Source organism: Prescottella agglutinans, assembly GCF_004011865.1.
Taxonomy (GTDB): domain Bacteria; phylum Actinomycetota; class Actinomycetes; order Mycobacteriales; family Mycobacteriaceae; genus Prescottella; species Prescottella agglutinans.
This window is the reverse complement of record NZ_RKLP01000001.1, coordinates 453,903-472,126: the sequence shown is the minus strand read 5'-3', so window position 1 is coordinate 472,126 and position 18,224 is coordinate 453,903. Positions and strand designations below refer to the sequence as shown.

20 protein-coding genes are annotated in these 18,224 nt (G+C 67.8%); 10 read left to right on the top strand and 10 right to left on the bottom strand.

The annotated features are described in order from the left end of the window. Positions 1–46 precede the first annotated feature (46 nt). Complete coding sequence (gene moaA, locus EGT67_RS02210) at positions 47–1,150, top strand: GTP 3',8-cyclase MoaA (protein WP_127914388.1); 1,104 nt, start codon at positions 47–49, stop codon at positions 1,148–1,150. After that, on the top strand, positions 1,143–1,433 hold the full coding sequence (locus tag EGT67_RS02205; protein WP_241565850.1) for a MoaD/ThiS family protein: 291 nt from the start codon (positions 1,143–1,145) through the stop codon (positions 1,431–1,433). Before moaA ends, EGT67_RS02205 begins: the two co-directional genes overlap by 8 nt. Before the next feature lie 6 nt (positions 1,434–1,439). Here EGT67_RS02205 and EGT67_RS02200 read toward each other — a convergent pair whose 3' ends face one another. Together EGT67_RS02200 and nadE are read right to left on the bottom strand one after the other, a co-directional pair. Next, positions 1,440–2,201 (bottom strand): SDR family oxidoreductase, encoded by a 762-nt coding sequence (locus EGT67_RS02200; RefSeq protein WP_127914387.1) that lies wholly within the window; start codon positions 2,199–2,201, stop codon positions 1,440–1,442. 31 nt (positions 2,202–2,232) lie between these two features. Next, complete coding sequence (nadE, locus tag EGT67_RS02195) at positions 2,233–3,081, bottom strand: ammonia-dependent NAD(+) synthetase (protein ID WP_127914386.1); 849 nt, start codon at positions 3,079–3,081, stop codon at positions 2,233–2,235. Positions 3,082–3,181: 100 nt separating this feature from the next. Between nadE and EGT67_RS02190 the strand changes: the two genes are divergently transcribed. Further along, the gene (locus EGT67_RS02190) at positions 3,182–3,736 is read left to right on the top strand and encodes a nucleosidase (RefSeq protein WP_127914385.1); all 555 of its coding nucleotides are present in this window, start codon (positions 3,182–3,184) and stop codon (positions 3,734–3,736) included. Positions 3,737–3,743: 7 nt separating this feature from the next. On the opposite strand, the gene EGT67_RS02185 is transcribed toward EGT67_RS02190, so the two are convergent. Continuing rightward, entirely contained in the window at positions 3,744–4,565 is an 822-nt protein-coding gene (locus EGT67_RS02185) for an META domain-containing protein (RefSeq protein WP_127914384.1), read from the bottom strand. 9 nt (positions 4,566–4,574) lie between these two features. Beyond that, the gene (locus tag EGT67_RS02180) at positions 4,575–5,198 is read right to left on the bottom strand and encodes a TetR/AcrR family transcriptional regulator (protein ID WP_127914383.1); all 624 of its coding nucleotides are present in this window, start codon (positions 5,196–5,198) and stop codon (positions 4,575–4,577) included. Positions 5,199–5,294: 96 nt separating this feature from the next. Between EGT67_RS02180 and EGT67_RS02175 the strand changes: the two genes are divergently transcribed. Next, the gene (locus tag EGT67_RS02175; RefSeq protein WP_127914382.1) at positions 5,295–5,858 is read left to right on the top strand and encodes an NADPH-dependent FMN reductase; all 564 of its coding nucleotides are present in this window, start codon (positions 5,295–5,297) and stop codon (positions 5,856–5,858) included. Between the two features lie 98 nt (positions 5,859–5,956). Here the strand turns inward: EGT67_RS02175 and EGT67_RS02170 are convergent, their stop codons facing one another. After that, entirely contained in the window at positions 5,957–6,928 is a 972-nt protein-coding gene (locus EGT67_RS02170) for a TIGR00341 family protein (protein ID WP_127914381.1), read from the bottom strand. 94 nt (positions 6,929–7,022) lie between these two features. Beyond that, the gene (locus EGT67_RS02165; RefSeq protein WP_127914380.1) at positions 7,023–7,916 is read right to left on the bottom strand and encodes a siderophore-interacting protein; all 894 of its coding nucleotides are present in this window, start codon (positions 7,914–7,916) and stop codon (positions 7,023–7,025) included. Between the two features lie 554 nt (positions 7,917–8,470). Here EGT67_RS02165 and EGT67_RS02160 point away from each other — a divergent pair. The 4 genes from EGT67_RS02160 to nrdF are packed head-to-tail and all read left to right on the top strand — an operon-like array spanning position 8,471 to position 12,387. Continuing rightward, the gene (locus tag EGT67_RS02160; RefSeq protein ID WP_127914379.1) at positions 8,471–8,704 is read left to right on the top strand and encodes a redoxin NrdH; all 234 of its coding nucleotides are present in this window, start codon (positions 8,471–8,473) and stop codon (positions 8,702–8,704) included. Positions 8,705–8,760: 56 nt separating this feature from the next. Beyond that, positions 8,761–9,219 (top strand): class Ib ribonucleoside-diphosphate reductase assembly flavoprotein NrdI, encoded by a 459-nt coding sequence (gene nrdI / locus EGT67_RS02155; RefSeq protein ID WP_127914378.1) that lies wholly within the window; start codon positions 8,761–8,763, stop codon positions 9,217–9,219. Continuing rightward, entirely contained in the window at positions 9,177–11,363 is a 2,187-nt protein-coding gene (gene nrdE, locus EGT67_RS02150; RefSeq protein WP_127914377.1) for a class 1b ribonucleoside-diphosphate reductase subunit alpha, read from the top strand. Before nrdI ends, nrdE begins: the two co-directional genes overlap by 43 nt. Before the next feature lie 49 nt (positions 11,364–11,412). Then, positions 11,413–12,387 (top strand): class 1b ribonucleoside-diphosphate reductase subunit beta, encoded by a 975-nt coding sequence (gene nrdF, locus EGT67_RS02145; RefSeq protein WP_127914376.1) that lies wholly within the window; start codon positions 11,413–11,415, stop codon positions 12,385–12,387. A 37-nt stretch (positions 12,388–12,424) separates the two neighbouring features. Here nrdF and EGT67_RS02140 read toward each other — a convergent pair whose 3' ends face one another. Beyond that, a complete protein-coding gene (locus EGT67_RS02140) occupies positions 12,425–12,949 on the bottom strand; it encodes an RDD family protein (protein ID WP_127914375.1) in 525 nt (174 codons plus the stop codon). Positions 12,950–13,095: 146 nt separating this feature from the next. On the opposite strand from EGT67_RS02140, the gene EGT67_RS02135 reads away from it, so the two are divergent. Next, positions 13,096–13,482, top strand: coding sequence for a VOC family protein (locus EGT67_RS02135; protein WP_127914374.1), 387 nt, complete (start codon positions 13,096–13,098; stop codon positions 13,480–13,482). Between the two features lie 4 nt (positions 13,483–13,486). On the opposite strand, the gene EGT67_RS02130 is transcribed toward EGT67_RS02135, so the two are convergent. From EGT67_RS02130 to EGT67_RS02120, 3 genes are read right to left on the bottom strand one after another with little or no spacing between them, the layout of a single operon-like run. Next, the gene (locus EGT67_RS02130) at positions 13,487–13,960 is read right to left on the bottom strand and encodes an NUDIX hydrolase (protein WP_127914373.1); all 474 of its coding nucleotides are present in this window, start codon (positions 13,958–13,960) and stop codon (positions 13,487–13,489) included. Between the two features lie 9 nt (positions 13,961–13,969). Next, positions 13,970–14,992, bottom strand: a complete 1,023-nt coding sequence (locus tag EGT67_RS02125; RefSeq protein ID WP_127914372.1) for an ABC transporter substrate-binding protein — start codon at positions 14,990–14,992, stop codon at positions 13,970–13,972. Between the two features lie 49 nt (positions 14,993–15,041). Next, the gene (locus EGT67_RS02120; RefSeq protein WP_421958082.1) at positions 15,042–16,007 is read right to left on the bottom strand and encodes an ABC transporter substrate-binding protein; all 966 of its coding nucleotides are present in this window, start codon (positions 16,005–16,007) and stop codon (positions 15,042–15,044) included. Between the two features lie 402 nt (positions 16,008–16,409). Between EGT67_RS02120 and ctaD the strand changes: the two genes are divergently transcribed. Then, positions 16,410–18,146, top strand: coding sequence for an aa3-type cytochrome oxidase subunit I (ctaD, locus tag EGT67_RS02115; RefSeq protein ID WP_127914370.1), 1,737 nt, complete (start codon positions 16,410–16,412; stop codon positions 18,144–18,146). Positions 18,147–18,224 lie beyond the last annotated feature (78 nt).

The window sequence follows — 18,224 nt, the reverse complement described above, 5'->3', positions numbered from 1 at the left end:
GCATCTTCAGCGCACTCGGGAGCGTCGACGGCGGCATACTGGTGGGATGACGACGGCGACACGCACGCGGACGGCGGTGGACGTGGGCATTCCCACGATGCCGTCGGCGACGGAGACGTCGACCGTGCCCACTGGTCCGTCGATGGACGGACGTCCCGACGTGCCCGAACTGGTGGACGGTTTCGGGCGGATCGCCCGGGATCTGCGGGTGTCGATCACCGAGAAGTGCTCGCTCCGTTGCACGTACTGCATGCCGGCCGAGGGGCTGCCGGCGATTCCGTCGCGGCAGTTGCTCAGCGCCGACGAGATCGTCCGACTGGTCGGCATCGCGGTGCACCGGTTGGGGGTCCGGGAGGTCCGGTTCACCGGCGGCGAACCGCTGATGCGCCGCGATCTCGAGACCATCGTCGCCGGCTGCGCGGCGGCGGTGCCGGGGATTCCGCTGTCGATGACGACCAACGCCGTCGGCCTCGAACATCGCGCGGGCGCCCTCGCCCGGGCCGGGCTGTCCCGGGTGAACGTCTCGCTGGACACCATCGACCGGCACCACTTCGCCGAACTGACCCGCCGCGACCGCCTGGACTCGGTGCTCGCCGGGATCCGCGCCGCGCAGGACGCCGGGCTCGCACCGCTGAAGATCAACGCGGTGTTGATGTCCGAAACGCTCGACGGTGCGGCCGATCTGCTGCAGTGGTGCCTGGAGTCGGGCTGTGCGCTGCGGTTCATCGAGCAGATGCCCCTCGACGCCGACCACGAGTGGGCCCGCGAGAACATGGTGGACGCGCAGAGCCTGCTCGACGTGCTGGGTGAACGCTTCGACCTGCGCGAGGTGGGCCGGGACGACCCGTCCGCCCCCGCCGAGGAATGGCTGGTGAACGGTGGTCCCGCGACGGTGGGGATCATCGCGTCGGTGACCCGCTCGTTCTGCGCGGACTGCGATCGCACCCGCCTGACCGCGGAGGGGACCGTCCGGTCGTGTCTGTTCAGTGACCGCGAGGTGGACCTGCGCGGCGCGCTGCGGGCTGGAGCCTGCGACGACGAGCTCGCGCAGCTGTGGCGCGCTGCGATGTGGAACAAGTGGGCCGGGCACAGCATCAACGCGGCGGGATTCGTCCCACCGCAACGCAGCATGGGAGCGATCGGTGGCTGAGGTGTCGGGGACGGTGGGCGCGGTGAGCGAGTCGACGTGCACCGTCGAGGTGCGCTACTTCGCGGCGGCGGCCGAGGCGGCCGACCGGTCCATCGAGACGTTGTCGTTGCCGCTCGGGGCCGATCTCGCGGATCTGCAGGCAGCGCTGGCCGACCGCTACGGCGAACGCATGGAGAAGATTCTCGGGGTGGCGGCCTACCTCGTCGACTCGGAGCTCACACGCGACATGGCCCGTCCGGTCGGCGCGCAGGTGGACGTCCTGCCGCCGTTCGCGGGCGGGTGAGCCGGGTCAGCGCTGCGCCAGCCACTGCTCGAACGTGACGGTGCCGAATGACTTGTCCGGAACCAGGTTCCAGCCGTTGCGCCAGAACTCGCCCATGTCGCCGGGGATGCGGATGTTCGTCACCCGTCCGCGCCTGCCCGTGGCGGACTTCCACGCGGTGGCCATCTCGCGCATCGTGAGGACCTCGGGGCCGCCCACGACGGTCGGCTCGGTCGAGGGCCCCTGCTCCGCCGCGTCGACGAGTGCCCGGGCCACGTCGGAGGTGTCGATCGGCTGGAACCGGGTGTAGGTGAAGGCGGGAACGATCCCGATCCGGGCGAAGGGCGCGCAGATCATGGGGACGAACTCGTGGAACTGCGTCGCCCGCACGACGTGCGTCGGCAGCGGCGCCTCCCGGTAGAGCCGCTCCTGGCGGGTCTTGGCCCGGTAATACGTGAACCGCCCGCGGTCGACGTTCACGATGGACAGCAGAACCGCGTGCGAGACGCCCGCCGCCGTGGCCGCCGACAGCAGGTTCCTCGCGCCCAAGCCCAAAACGTCACGGGTGCTTCGTGTCTTGCCGTCGGTTGTGTCGATGACAACGTCGACGCCGTCCAGTGCTGCGGCGAGTCCGTCTCCGCTCACCATGTCGCCGACCGCGTGCTGGGCGCCGTCGTTCGTGCCGCCGTGGCGACTGAGGATGCGGACCGATTCTCCGCGCCGCACCAGTTCGGTCACCACGGACCGGCCGGCGACCCCCGTTCCGCCCGCCACCAGATACGTAGTCACGTCGTCCCCCTGTCCGTCCGTCAGGACCTCGTCAGTGTTGTTCGCGCCACCACGCGTCGAGCGGCGTCACCGGCACCGTTCGCTTGTGCCGGGTGTTGCGGTACATCCACCCGAGCTTGTCGGCGACATCGGCGGTCACGTCCTTGCCCTCGAGGTAGTCGTCGATCTGCTGGTAGGTCACCCCGAGCGCCACCTCGTCCGGCAGCGACGGACGGTTGTCCTCGAGGTCCGCCGTCGGCACCTTCTGCCACGTGGTGTCCGGTGCGCCCAGCTCGCGCAGCAGCGCGGCACCCTGGCGCTTCGTCAGACCCGTCAGCGGGGTGACGTCCACACCGCCGTCGCCGTACTTGGTGAAGAACCCGGTGAGTGCCTCGGCGGCGTGATCGGTGCCGACCACGAGATAGCCGAGCTCGCCGGCGATCGCGTACTGGATCATCATGCGCTCGCGCGCTTTGATGTTGCCGCGCACGAAGTCCCGCAACAGGTCGCCGTCGTCGAGGAGATCGTGCATCGCCTGCGACGCCTCGGCGATGGTCGCGTCGGCGCCAGGCTTGACGTTCACGGTCAGCGATCGGTCCGGCGCGATGAACTTCAGCGCCACCTGCGCGTCGTCCTCGTCGAACTGCGATCCGTACGGCAGTCGCACCGCGATGAACTCGGCGGGGTGGCCCTCGGCGCGCAACTTCTCGGCGGCCAGCTGGGTCAGGCGTCCCGCCAGCGTGCTGTCCTGTCCGCCGCTGATCCCGAGCACGAAGCCCCGGGCCGGGGTGGACCGCAGATAGTCCGCGAGGAACTCCACGCGCTGTCGAATCTCGGCGGCGGGATCGATCGTTGCCCGGACTCCGAGTTCCTCGATGATCTGTGCACGTGGAATCGCCATGGCAGAACTGTAGCGTCGGGTGCGCGCAGCCGTGAACAGTCACGGCAGGATGCGATCACGTCATCCGATCGGCGCCGGACCAGGAATTCGGGAGAACTTCATGAACAGCACCGGCATCCTCGTGGTGAGCGCCACCCGGGAGGAGGCGGCGCACGTGCCGGACGGCCTGGACGTCGTGGTCACCGGGATCGGCAAGGTGGCGTCGGCGGTGGCGGTCACCCGCGCACTGGCGCAGTACCCGCCGGACCGGCTGCCGCTCGTGGTCAACATCGGGACCGCCGGCGCCCTGCACGCCCATCACGGCGGACTGTTCCTGCCGTCGGCGGTGCTCAACCACGACATCAGCAGCGAGATCCTGCGGTCGCTCGGGCATCCGGTGCGCGACGTGTTCGACCTCGACGACGGGGACGGCTCGGTCCTCGCGACGGGTGACTCGTTCGTCTCCGACGCCCAGGTCCGGGACGCGCTGGCGGCGCGGGCCGACCTGGTCGACATGGAGGGTTTCGCCATCGCGTACGCGTGCGCGCAGCTGGGTGCGCGGTGCCGACTGGTCAAGCACGTCAGCGACCACGCCGACGACTCCGCGATGGACTGGCCCGCGCAGGTCGACGCCAGCGCCCGTGTTCTCGCGGACTGGCTGCGCGCCGCGATGTGACGCCCGGTCAGTTCCCGCGCAACTGGAGTCCGGTGCCGTCGGCCTGCATCAGCGTCATCGTGGGACCCTCGACCGTGTAGGTCACCTCGCCGTCGAGGACGTGCAGCACCGCGCGCTCGACGTCGGCGACGTCGTCCGGACACGCGACCCGGGTGGTCGCGAGCTTCCCGAACGTGATGGTGCTGTCGCCCACCCGGACCGGGCCGCTGAACCGGTTGCACCCGGTGGACCCGGTGGCCTGACCGTCCTGGCCGATCGTCAGCGACGGGGCCGACGTCTCGAGCGCGGCCGACGTGACGATCGCGTCCGGCTTGATCAACGACTCGACCACCCAGGTGGTCCCGATGACGGGGCGAACCGGTTCGGTGGTCTTCTTGTCCGCGAGGGTGACGGTGATGCTCTCCGACGCGAGCGTGAGGGTGTCTTCGGCCAGCGTCCACGACGGCTCCGCGGCGAACAGGTCCGTCATCCACTCGTCCGCACCGGCCAGGTCGCCAGGGCAGGCCATCATGGTGGTCGCGATCGGACCGGTCTTCACGGTTCCACCGGCGAGGTCGACGCTGCTCACGCCCCGGTTGCAGCCCGCGCTCATGGCGATGTGACCCCGCTCGGGAAACGCGACCTCGAGGGGGCCGCTGCCGGGGATCGTCGATCCGGTCACGGAGGTCGAAAGGAACGTCCGGCCCCACAGCGCGTCCTCGGGCGCGGCGGCCGTCGAAACCGCCGGCGGTTCGGCAGTGGAACTGGCGTCGGCTCCGTCGGCCGTGGTGCCGCACGCGCTCAGCGCGGCGGCACACAACAGGGCGAGAGTGACCGGAAGCGTGCGCATGCCCACACCCTAGCGGGATGCGGGGCGCGCGCCGGTGATCCTGCGCGCCAGGTCTTCCCATCCGTCGGCGATGCGGCGGTGCGACATCCCGGTGACCCGGATCTGGTGGAGCACCAGGCTCGCCTCCAGCGGGGCGAGCAGCGCGGCCCCCAGCAGTTCGACGTCGCCGTCGACGCCCGCGTCGGTGAGTAGCGTCACGATGTGTCGCAGGCTCACCGCGCGCGCGGGGCTCGCGTAGCGGAACTCCGGCGAGTCCTCGGCCGCCCGGAGTACGTCGCCCTGCACGGTCACCATGTCGAGTCGGGCGCGCCCGAACGCGATCAGTCGGACGATCGGGTCCGCGCCGGGGCCGAGCGGCGGGGGACCGAACATGAACGCGTGCTGCAGTTCCCGCTCGGTGTGGTCGAGCAGTGCATTCATCAGGCCGGACCGGCTGCCGAACCGGCGGAACACGGTGCCCTTGCCGACGCCGGCCTTCGCGGCGACTGCCTCCATCGTGACGGCATCGACGCCGCGTTCGGCGACCAGTTCGGCCGCCGCGTCGAGGAGCAGTTTCCGATTGCGGGCAGCGTCACATCGCTCGGGGATCTCGGCATCCACCAGCGGAAGAAGTGGGCTGTTCACGTCAGGCATCGTATCCCAGCGGGAATACAAGTGGACCGTGGTCCGTTTAGGCTGCTATACCTGTTGCAGCGTCAACCACCGCACCATCGTAAGGAAGCACCAGTCATGTCTGAGACCCGCGTTCTCACCCTCGTCGGCAGCCTCCGCGCCGGCTCCGTCAACCGTCAGGTCGCCGAGACCGCTGCGGCCGTCGCCCCCGAGGGCGTCGAGCTCACGATCTTCGAGGGCCTCGGTGACCTGCCCTTCTACAACGAGGACGTCGACGTCCCCGGCGCCACGATCGCCGGCGTCGACGCGCTGCGCGCCGCTGCCGCCGAGGCCGACGCCGTGCTCCTGGTCACCCCGGAGTACAACGGCACCGTTCCCGCCGTCCTGAAGAACGCCATCGACTGGCTCTCGCGCCCCTACGGTGCGGGTGCCGTCAAGGACAAGCCGGTCGCCGTGATCAGCGCCTCCCCGAGCCCCAACGCCGCCAAGTGGGCCCACGACGACGCCCGCAAGGCCCTCGGCGTCGCCGGCGGCAACGTCCTCGAGGCCGAGCTGTCCATCGGTGGCACCATCCAGAAGTTCGGCGACCAGCACCCGCGTGAGAACGCCGAGGTCGCCCAGCAGGTCGGTGCGGTCGTCGCTGCCCTCGTCGACGCGTCCAAGGCGCTCGTCAGCGCCTGATCCCTCGGATCACCCGCGCATTCGGCCGAATGTCACATGCGTTCAGTTGGACTGGACGCGTGTGACATTCGGCGTTTCGGGGGACGGGCGGGATCGCGTCACCCGGCCGGCGCGATCCGCTCGCCGACGGTGTGGACCACCACCACGTTCGGCGACCACGGAATCAGATCGTCGACGGTCCGCTGCAGGGATGCGACCGGTGGAAGATCCTCGGGGCCGAGCACGACGACGGTCGCAGTGTTGCCGTGCAGGGTGACGTCGGTGACCTCGGCACCGGGGCTGTCGCCGAGCCACTGCTGTGCGGCGGAGGAGATCTGTCGTGACCACAGCGACGACAGCGAGTTGACGATCATCGGCACCGTCACGATGGCGAGGGCGGCGGCGAGGACCAGGTACGCGCGGCCTCGACGGGCGTCGGTGCCTCCCGCGAGTTCGGCATAGCCGGTCGTGACGAAGACCACCGTCGAGGTGATGATCATCGCGACGACGTTCGACGCGAACAACACCCCGGCTCCCAGCGCGAGATCGGGCGCGCCGGACCCGAGGCAGACACCGACGACGGCCAGCGGCGGAACCAGCGAGATCGCGATCGCGACGCCGGGCAGGACGTCGCCGACGTCGCGGCGGCAGACGGCGATCGCCCCGACGAGTCCCGTGGCGATCGCGGCCAGCAGGTCCATGAGCGTCGGCGAGGTCCGCCCCACCACCTGGGAGTTGGCGAGCACGTTGGTGGGGTCGGGTAGGACCTGGGCGAACACGAACCCCAGCGTCGTGACGAGTACCACCCCGGCCAGGACGTACGCGAGGCTCCGGCCGATCAACCCGACCCGTCCGGTCGTGATGCCCAGGCCGATGCCGAGGATGGGTGTCGACAGTGGGGCGACGATCATGGCGCCGATCACGGTCGCGGTCGAGTCTCCGATGACGCCGGCGGCGGCGATCACCCCGGACAGCAGCAGCATGATCCAGAACGCGGACCGCTTCGCCGACGCGTCCCCTTCGGACAGGTCGAGGCGGTCGTGCAGTTCCTCGGAAGTACGACGTTGACTGTCGGGCACCAACACCTGCATGACGCTGCACCTCCGGGTCGACGGATGGTTCAGGCTAGTGCCGTTCGTGCCCGGATCGTCGGATCCGAGTAGGCGCGACCGGACGCGTCCCGTGTCAGAGTCCGTTCTCGTCCATCGCGGCATCGACGGCGTCGCGCACCGCGTCGAAGTCGCCGCCTGCCGCCAGTGCTGCACTCTGCGCCGCCTCGATCCGGTCGCGGACCTGCTCGTAGCGGGCAGTCCACGCCTCCTTCTCTGCGCGCCAGTAGCCGATGACGTCGTAACGCGCGGTCGGCCACCCCAGCTGGTGGCGCACCCAGCGGCGCACCTCACGCGAGCACCCCGCCTCGCCGGCGAACCAGATGTACCCGGGGCCGCCGGGGCGGTCCCACTTCCGGGCGGTGTCGGCCACGGCGCTGGGGCCGACACCGTTGCCGGTCCCGTGCAGCCACGTGTATGTGGCGTCGCCGGCCGTCTCGATGCGCTGCTCGTCGGCCGGCGTCGTGACCTCGGCCACGACGTGCACGCGCGTGCCGGGCGCGAGTTCCTCGACGATCCGGCCCACGGCGGGCAGGGCCGTCATGTCCGCGATCAGCAGTTGCCACGCCGTCCCGGCGGGCGGCCGGTACCAGCCCGACGCCGTCGTCACCCCGAGGACCTGGCCAGGCCGCGCCTGCAGCGCCCAACGCACGGCGGCGCCGCCGTCGTGGACCGCGAAGTCGATGTCCATCTCACACGTCGCGCGGTTCCAGCGTCGGACCGTGTAGCTGCGCATCTCGGGCCGGGGCCCGTCTACGGGGTAGTCCCACGTCTCGCCGATCGGCTGCGGCTGCGGCGGCCGGCCCTCGCCCTCGCCCGGGAACACCACCAGAAGGCGCTCGTCCGGGTCACCGCTCGAGACGAACCGCGTCAGGTCGCCCCCGGACAGGGTGATCCGCTGCATGTTGGGGGTGATTCGTGCGACGCGTGACACCGCCGCGAAGCGGTAGGGGCTGGGGTTCGAGGGCACGGGGTCACCCTGGCACAGGGCGGCGGCCGGGGCGTCGTCCACCTACCGGCGGTTACCGGTCAGTTAACTATCGACGGGCGTGCCGAGGGCGTCGTCGTGCGGGTTCCGTCCGGGGCTCCGCGTGTCGCGCCTCGGCGTGTCGTTTGCGGGGGTGTGGCGTCGACGCGCGCGATCAGTGTCGGCGCCGACGGCCGGCCGCGCAGAACGCCGCACGTGGGGGTGTCGTGGACGCGTCGGACATGGGCGGACCGGTCGGTCCGGGCCCCGCTCGGCAGCGCGGCGGGTGTGCCGGAAATCACCGTCGAACCTGTGACCCGCGACACGCCGGAGGCCTCCTGAATCGATCCTCCGGCAGGGGGTCGACCTGGGAATTCCACGAGTGCAACTCACAAGATCTCGCGCTGTGCGTATCTGTCGGCCACAAGGTGTAGTGTCTACACAGCCGAGGGGGCACAACGGGAACGAAACGGATCCCGGGTTCGAAATGAGGCCCGATCCTCGGCGTGAACAGTGCACAACCAAAGCTCGTCAGGCCGTTGGAAAGAGGGACCAATATGAGCATCACCGTCTACACCAAGCCCGCCTGCGTTCAGTGCAATGCCACCTACCGCGCCCTCGACAAGGCCGGTCTCGAATACGACATCGTCGACATCTCCGAGAACCCTGAAGCGCGCGACTACGTCATGGCGCTCGGGTACCTCCAGGCCCCCGTCGTGGTGGCCGGTGACGACCACTGGTCGGGCTTCCGTCCGGACCGTATCAAGGACCTCACCGCAAACGCTGCGTGAGCCGCCGTGCGGCAGCGCCGCGGGGATGATCCACTCGAGTGAAATGGTGAACGCCGATGGCATCGCTGGTGTACTTCTCCAGCGCGTCGGAGAACACACACCGATTCGTCGAACGACTCGGTGTCCCCGCTACGCGCATCCCGCTACATGACCGCGAAGGCCTGTTCGAGGTCGACGAACCGTACGTCCTGATCCTCCCCACCTACGGGGGCGGCACGACGGCGACGGGGCGCGACACGAGCTATGTGCCCAAGCAGGTCATCCGATTCCTCAACAACAAGCACAATCGCGACCTCATCCGAGGGGTGATTGCTGCCGGTAACACGAACTTCGGCGAGTCGTACTGCTATGCCGGGAACGTGATTTCACAGAAGTGCCGGGTCCCGTACCTGTACCGCTTCGAACTAATGGGAACAGCCGAGGACGTCGTCGCCGTGCGCGAGGGCCTCGCACAATTCATGGAGAGTGAACAGTGGCACCGACCATCACAGATTCAGCCCCGGCTGGGAGTGTAGAGCGCGCTGCGGCACGACCCGACGCGTCGGCGAGCGAGCTGGATTACCACGCGCTCAACGCGATGCTGAACCTGTACGGTCCCAACGGCGAGATCCAGTTCGACAAGGATGTCGCCGCGGCGCGGCAGTACTTCCTGCAGCACGTCAACCAGAACACGGTCTTCTTCCACAACCTGGACGAGAAGCTCGACTACCTGGTCGAGGAGAACTACTACGAGCCCGAGGTGCTCGACCAGTACTCGCGCGAGTTCGTGAAGTCGCTGATCGACCGGGCCTACGCCAAGAAGTTCCGCTTCCCGACGTTCCTCGGCGCCTTCAAGTACTACACCTCCTACACCCTCAAGACGTTCGACGGTAAGCGGTACCTCGAGCGTTTCGAGGACCGTGTCTGCATGGTGGCGCTCACCCTCGCCGCCGGCGACGAGACGCTCGCGACCGAGTTGGTCGACGAGATCATCGCCGGACGGTTCCAGCCGGCCACCCCGACGTTCCTCAACTCCGGCAAGAAGCAGCGCGGCGAGCCCGTGTCGTGCTTCCTGCTGCGCATCGAGGACAACATGGAGTCCATCGGCCGGTCGATCAACTCGGCGCTGCAGCTGTCCAAGCGCGGTGGCGGAGTTGCGTTGCTGCTCAGCAACGTTCGTGAGCACGGCGCCCCGATCAAGAAGATCGAGAACCAGAGCTCCGGCGTCATCCCGATCATGAAGCTGCTCGAGGACTCGTTCTCGTACGCCAATCAGCTCGGTGCCCGTCAGGGCGCCGGCGCGGTGTACCTGCACGCGCACCACCCCGACATCTACCGCTTCCTCGACACCAAGCGCGAGAACGCGGACGAAAAGATCCGCATCAAGACGCTGTCGCTGGGCGTCGTGATCCCGGACATCACGTTCGAGCTCGCGAAGAAGAACGAGGACATGTACCTGTTCTCGCCGTACGACGTCGAGCGCATCTACGGTGTCCCGTTCGCGGACGTCAACGTCACCGAGAAGTACCACGAGATGGTCGACGACAAGCGGATCCGCAAGTCGAAGATCAAGGCGCGCGAGTTCTTCCAGACCCTCGCCGAGCTGCAGTTCGAGTCGGGCTACCCGTACATCATGTTCGAGGACACGGTGAACCGGGCGAACCCGATCGAGGGCAAGATCACGCACTCGAACCTGTGCTCCGAGATCCTGCAGGTCTCGACGCCGTCGACGTTCAACGACGATCTGTCCTACAGCCATGTCGGCAAGGACATCTCGTGCAACCTCGGCTCGCTCAACATCGCGCTGACGATGGACTCGCCGGACTTCGCGAAGACCATCGAGACCTCGATCCGCGCGCTCACCGCCGTCTCGGATCAGACGCACATCTACTCGGTGCCGTCGATCGAGCAGGGCAACAACGACTCTCACGCGATCGGCCTGGGGCAGATGAACCTGCACGGCTACCTCGCGCGCGAGCGGATCTTCTACGGCTCCGAAGAGGGCATCGACTTCACGAACATCTACTTCTACTCGGTCGTCTACCACGCGATCCGGGCGTCGAACCTGATCGCGAAGGAACGCGGCACCCACTTCAAGGGCTTCCCCGAGTCCGACTACGCGTCGGGCAAGTACTTCGACAAGTACACCGACCAGGTGTGGGAGCCCAAGACCGAGAAGGTGCGGCAGCTGTTCGCGGACGCCGGCATCCACATCCCCACGCAGGACGACTGGCGTGAGCTGAAGGCGTCGGTGCAGCAGTACGGCATCTACAACCAGAACCTGCAGGCCGTCCCGCCGACCGGGTCGATCTCGTACATCAACAACTCCACCAGCTCGATCCACCCGGTGGCCGCGAAGATCGAGATCCGCAAGGAAGGCAAGATCGGTCGCGTCTACTACCCGGCGCCGTACCTGACCAACGACAACCTGGAGTACTACCAGGACGCGTACGAGATCGGGTACGAGAAGATCATCGACACCTACGCCGCGGCCACGCAGCACGTGGACCAGGGCCTGTCGCTGACGCTGTTCTTCAAGGACACCGCCTCCACGCGTGACGTCAACCGCGCGCAGATCTACGCGTGGCGCAAGGGAATCAAGACGCTGTACTACATCCGCCTGCGTCAGATGGCGCTCGAGGGCACCGAGGTCGAGGGTTGCGTCTCGTGCATGCTGTGACATCGGTGGAACGGATGCCGGCGAAAGGCTCGAACGGAGTGAGGGAATCGTGAGCGAGAAGATCAAGCTGATTGATCGGGTGTCGGCGATCAACTGGAATCGCGTCCCCGACGACAAGGACTCCGAGGTGTGGGACCGCCTCACGGGCAACTTCTGGCTGCCCGAGAAGGTGCCGGTGTCCAACGACATCCAGTCGTGGGCCACCCTCACGCCGCACGAGCAGCAGCTCACGATGCGCGTGTTCACCGGCCTGACGCTGCTGGACACCATCCAGGGCACCGTCGGCGCCGTGAGCCTGATCCCCGATGCGGTCACCCCGCACGAGGAGGCGGTGCTCACGAACATCGCGTTCATGGAGTCGGTGCACGCGAAGAGCTACTCGCAGATCTTCTCGACGCTGTGCACCACGCGGGAGATCGACGACGCGTTCCGCTGGTCGGAGGAGAACCCGAACCTGCAGCGCAAGGCGCAGATCGTCCTCGACTACTACAAGGGTGACGACCCGCTCAAGCGCAAGGTCGCCTCGACGCTGCTCGAGTCGTTCCTGTTCTACTCGGGCTTCTACCTGCCGATGTACTGGTCGTCGCGGGCCAAGCTCACCAACACGGCCGACATGATCCGCCTCATCATCCGTGACGAGGCCGTGCACGGCTACTACATCGGCTACAAGTACCAGCGCGGCCTCGAGCAGCTGAGCCAGGCCGAGAAGGACGATCTCAAGAACTACACGTTCGAGCTGCTGTTCGAGCTGTACGACAACGAGGTCGAGTACACGCAGGACCTGTACGACGGCGTCGGACTCACCGAGGACGTCAAGAAGTTCCTGCGGTACAACGCCAACAAGGCGCTGATGAACCTCGGCTACGAGGGCCTGTTCCCGAAGGACGAGACGGACGTCAACCCGGCGATCCTGTCGGCCCTCTCGCCGAACGCGGACGAGAACCACGACTTCTTCTCGGGGTCGGGTTCGAGCTACGTCATCGGTAAGGCCGTCAACACCGAGGACGAGGACTGGGACTTCTAGTTCCCCGCCATCCGCTGTGGCCGAATGTCACATCCGTTCAGTACAACTGAACCGATGTGACATTCGGCCTTTCGGCATCTCGGGCCACGACGTCGCGGCGCCGCACGACTGCGGGCGAGCCGTCGTTGTCGCCTGGCCACGGGCTGTCGGTGATCGTGGAGACGAAGTCGAGCGCCCCGATCAGCCACCACTTCAGGAGGTAGCCGAGCGTCGGCCACGATCCGTCGGAAGGGCGGATCACGCACAGTCCGGTCAGCGCCTTGCCGAGGGTCGCGTGGAAGATTCGCTGCGCCACCACGCGTTGCAGCAGCGACGCGGCGATCCAGCCGACGAACAGAGCGAGCGCTGCCCAATCCGCCACGGACGGGATGTCCATGCACACGGTCATCGCGACGAGGCCGACCGCGATGTGCAGGCACCAGTCGACGACGAACGCTATCGCCTGACGCAGGTCACGCGGCGACGGATACCGCGGGTCGCCGGAGTCGCCGTGTTTGTCCGGAATCTCCGCCGTCGGCGGTGTCGTGCCGGGAGTGGTCGCGCCGAATCCTGCTGTGGTCACCGGAGAAGGGTGACGGATCTGGCCGCGGAAGGCAATGGCAGGCGGTGGGTTTCGGTCCGTCGTTGTGGCGGTCGGTGCGGCGCGCCTACTGTCGAGACGGAGAGCTCCACCGACGACAGCGCCCGACATCAATCGAGGAGGCGGCGATGAGTGGTCGCGTAGTGCATTTCGAGGTCCCGTTCGACAACGGTGACCGGGCCCGCAACTTCTACCGGCAGGCATTCGGCTGGAACGTCACCGAGATGCCCGAACTGGACTACACCGGCGTGGCGACCGGACCGGCGGCGGAATCGGGGATGCCGGCCGAGCCCGGGTACATCGGCGGTGGCATGTTCGAGCGGAATGAGCAGTCCCCGCGCGGTCCGGTGATCACGGTCAACGTCGACGACATCGACGTGGCGCTGGCCAAGATCGAAACCTTGGGTGGTGCGACGGTCTCGGCGAAACAGCCGGTGGGGGAGATGGGCTTCGCCGCCTACTTCCGGGACACCGAAGGCAACGTCATGGGGCTGTGGGAGACGGCGCAGGGCTGAGCGTTCAGTCGAGCGCGAACCACGTCGGTTCGTCGCGCAGGGCCGCCGCGATGCGCCGCTGCGACGACGCGGTCATGTCCGACGGCAGGGCGTCGGGGGAGAACCAGCGCACCTCGAGGTTCTCGTCGTCGGCGACGCGGGCCTCACCGGACACCACGCGGCCGAGGAAACACACGTCGAGGTACGCGGCGATGTCGCCGTTGGGATAGGTGACGGGGCCGGCGGCGCCGACGCTGACGACCCGCACCAGTTCCGCCTCGACGCCGGTCTCCTCGCGGATCTCCCGCAGCACCGCCGGGCCGGGTTCCTCCCCGGGTTCGAGGATCCCGGAGACGACGGCCCACAGGCCGTTGTCGGCGCGCCGGGTGAGCAGGAGCCGGCCGTCGTCGTCGAGCAGGACGACGCTGACACCCGGCAGCCACAGCGGGGCGTGCCCGACGTGTTCCCGCAGCGCCGCAACGAATTCCGGTACCGGCATCGAAGGCTCCTAGCTGACGTACCCGTTGAGGCTTTCCTGGAGGTCGGTGAGGAGCGCGCGGGCCGCGACGACCCCGTTGCCGGCGTTCCACACCTCGTCGTCGACGGCGAAGACGCGGTTGTCGGTGACCGCACCGAGGTCGTACCAGGCGTCGGACTCCATCACCGACGTGCCGTGTTCGAGGCCGCCCGGCCCGTCGAAACTGACGTAGATCAGGTCGCCCTCGGCCGCCGACAGACCGCCGAGGTCGTCGATGTCCTTCGACGCCACCTCGATTCGCTGCGCGGCCGGGCGTTGCACCTGCGCGTCCGCGAGGACCTGGCCGGAGAAGGATCCGGGGCCCTCGATCTCGGTGGCGTCGGACCGGAACCGGACCACCGACGCCTGCGTCTGGCGGGCGTTGATCTCGGTGCCGATCCGTGCGGCGTCCGTGGTGTACGAGTCGAGCGCCTGCTGCGCCGCGCCGGACCGCCCGAGTGCCTTGCCGGAGGCGAGGAACCGCGACTTCCACTGCACCGGATCGTCGCCGACGAAGACGGTGGGTGCGACGGCCTTCAGGCGGTCGGCCAGTTCGGGGGAGGCCGGCGCGGATCCGAGGATCAGGTCCGGCGCCGCCTTCGCGATCTGGTCGACGTCGGGCGCCGACTCCGGACCGACGCTGGGCAGCAACGAGATTCCGGTTCCCAGATAGGACGGCTGCGGGGTGTCGCCCGCCGACGTCGCCGCGCCGACCACGCGCTCCCACAGGCCGAGTGCGCACACCGAATCCATTGCGGCAGCGTCGAGCACGACGATGCGCCGCGGATCCGGGGCTCCCGGGTCCGCCGGTGTGGGTGTCGCGCAGGCGGCGCGGGTGTCGCGTTCGACGCTCACGACACCCGCGCCCGCGATCTTGGTCGTGGTCCGCACGATGCTGCTCGCGTCGTCGTCCGTCGAGTCACCGCAGCCGGTGAGTCCCACGAGGACTGCCGACGCCGCGATCACGGCGGCGGTGGCGCGGCGGGCGGTGCGAACGGGCTGGGAACTGGACAATGCGACGACTTCCTGTTCGGCGAGCGCGGCGTGTGCGGGCCGATCCAGGTTAGCTGTTGTGCGGGTCCACCCCGAACGCCTCCGCGAGGTCGTCGAGGATCTGGTGCGCGCCCTGGATGCTGACCGGCGTCATCCACATCGCGTCGTCGACGTTCACGATGCGTCCCTTCAGCGTTCCCCACAGCGGGTTCTGCACGAACGCCTGCGCCGCTTCGAGGGACTTGCCCGCGGGATCCTCGTACGTCGCGACGAAGATGACGTCGGCGTCGGCCTCGTTGATGCGTTCCGGGCTGATCGCGTTCATGATGCTGCCGGCGTCCGCGGGATCCGGGCCCTGGCTGTCCGGGCGGGCGAGTCCGGCGTCGGCGAGGACGATGCCGCTGAACGACGTCGTCCGGTAGAGACGGGCAGTCGGCTCACCGGCGAAGCGGACCACCGAGACCTTCGGGTTGTTCGCCTTGGCGTTGATCTCGTCGCCGATCGCCCTCGCGCGGGCCTCGTACTCGCCGATCTTCTGCTCGGCCAGATCCTCCTTGCCGAGCGCCCGGGCGACGAGGCGGATGTTGTCCTTCCACGTCGGGCCCGTCGACTGGGAGAACACCGTCGGCGCGAGCGCGGAGAGCGCCTCGTAGTTCTTCCCGTCGCGCACCTCGGCCGACAGGATCAGGTCGGGCTGCAGTTCGGCGACCTTCTCGAGGCTGGCGTTGGACACCTTGCCCACCGAGACGGCGTCGGCCGCGTATTCGGTGCGGGCGTCGCCGAGATAGTCGGGCAGGCCCTGCTCGCGGTAGTCGACGTATCCGACGAGCGGTGACTCGAGCAGAAGGACGGCGTCGGCGTAGCTGTTGTCGAGCGTGACGATGCGCTGCGGCTGTGCATCGATGTTCGCCACACCGCGGAAGTGTTCGACGGTCCGCGGGAACCCGTTCGACGCCGTGGACGTTGTCTCGTCGGTGGCTGCGGTGGTTTCGGTGGACGAGCAGCCGGTGAGGGCGAGGCTGACGGCCACACCCACCGCGGCGAGCGCGGGAAGGGCCCGTCGGGGCGATCTGAACACGAGTGGAAGCTCCCGGATAGATAAGGTGAGGCTTGGTTAAGTAAGGAAAACCTTAACAGCATCCTGAGTGGGGTTCGGCGCCGTCGTCGGCGCGGTGCCCGCACGTTCCCGAGTCGGACACACTCGACACGCCGCATCGCGGTGGGTCGGGCGGGCGGTAGGGGACTAAAGTCCTGCTCGCGGCCCTATGGGCCGGTGGCGGAAGGGCCCGTGTACGACAGGGAGTAGGACCCGGTCCACGAGGCGCGAAAGCACCGTCTACGATTCGATGAGCGCAAGCCAGAGAACGTCTGCCTCGAGCGCGGGGCGGGGGTTCGGAGCGAGCCTGCGGAGCGACCAAGGGCACATTCAGGAGGATCAGTGACTGCCGTAGCGCCCCAGCCAGTCCCAGAGATAGCCGCGAGGCCGTACCCGCCGCGGCAGGGACCCAAGGGCTCGTTCATCTACAAGATGGTGACGACCACCGATCCCAAGGTGCTCGGGATCATGTACCTGGTCACCTCTTTCGCGTTCTTCCTCATCGGTGGCCTGATGGCCCTGCTGATGCGTACCGAGCTCGCGATTCCTGGCCTGCAGTTCCTGTCGAACGAGCAGTTCAACCAGCTGTTCACGATGCACGGCACGATCATGCTGCTGCTGTACGCGACCCCGGTCGTGTTCGGCTTCGCCAACTACATCGTCCCGCTGCAGATCGGCGCCCCCGACGTGGCGTTCCCGCGTCTGAACGCCTTCAGCTACTGGCTGTACCTGTTCGGCGCGATCATCACCACGGCCGGCTTCATCACCCCGGGTGGTGCCGCCGACTTCGGTTGGACCGCGTACACCCCGCTGACCAGCTCGCTGCACTCGCCGGGCATGGGCGCCGACCTGTGGATCATGGGTCTCGCCGTCGCCGGCCTGGGCACCATCCTCGGTGGCGTCAACTTCATCACCACCATCGCGTGCCTGCGTGCCCCCGGCATGACCATGTTCCGCATGCCGATCTTCACGTGGAACATCCTGATCACCAGCGTCCTCATCCTGCTGGCGTTCCCGCTGCTGACCGCGGCTTTCATGGGCCTGTTCGTCGACCGACACCTCGGCGGCCACATCTTCGACCCCGCTACCGGTGGCGTTCTGCTGTGGCAGCACCTGTTCTGGTTCTTCGGTCACCCCGAGGTGTACATCATCGCGCTGCCGTTCTTCGGCATCGTCTCGGAGATCTTCCCGGTCTTCTCGCGTAAGCCGATCTTCGGCTACAGCGGCCTGGTGTACGCCACCATGGGCATCGCGGCCCTGTCGATCGCCGTGTGGGCGCACCACATGTACGCCACGGGTGCGGTGCTGCTGCCGTTCTTCTCGTTCATGACGTTCCTCATCGCGGTTCCGACCGGTGTGAAGTTCTTCAACTGGATCGGCACGATGTGGAAGGGCCAGCTCACGTTCGAGTCGCCGATGCTGTTCTCCGTCGGCTTCCTCGTGACCTTCCTCTTCGGTGGTCTGTCGGGCGTTCTGCTCGCGAGCCCGCCGATCGACTTCCACGTCACCGACTCGTACTTCGTGATCGCGCACTTCCACTACGTGCTCTTCGGCACCATCGTGTTCGCCACCTACGCGGGCATCTACTTCTGGTTCCCGAAGATGACCGGCCGCATGATGGACGAGCGCCTGGGCAAGTGGCACTTCTGGACCACGTTCATCGGCTTCCACAGCACCTTCCTGGTCCAGCACTGGCTCGGTGCCGAGGGCATGCCGCGTCGCTACGCGGACTACCTGCCGAGCGACGGCTTCACCACGCTGAACACGATCTCCACGATCGGCTCGTTCATCCTGGGCGCCTCGACGCTGCCGTTCCTGTGGAACGTCTTCAAGAGCTACCGCTACGGCGAGGTCGTCAAGGTCGACGACCCGTGGGGTTACGGAAACTCGCTCGAGTGGGCCACCAGCTGCCCGCCGCCGCGGCACAACTTCACCGAGCTGCCCCGGATCCGTTCGGAGCGTCCGGCCTTCGAGCTGCACTACCCGCACATGGTCGACCGCATGCGCGAAGAGGCCCATGTCGGTATCGGACACGGCGGCAAGCACGCCACCGCGGTCCTGGAGGACAGCAAGTCCTAACGGACCGGAAGGTCCCTGCACTACCGGAAGGCCCCGCCCGAATCTCGGGCGGGGCCTTTCCGTTGCCGCCACCCCCAC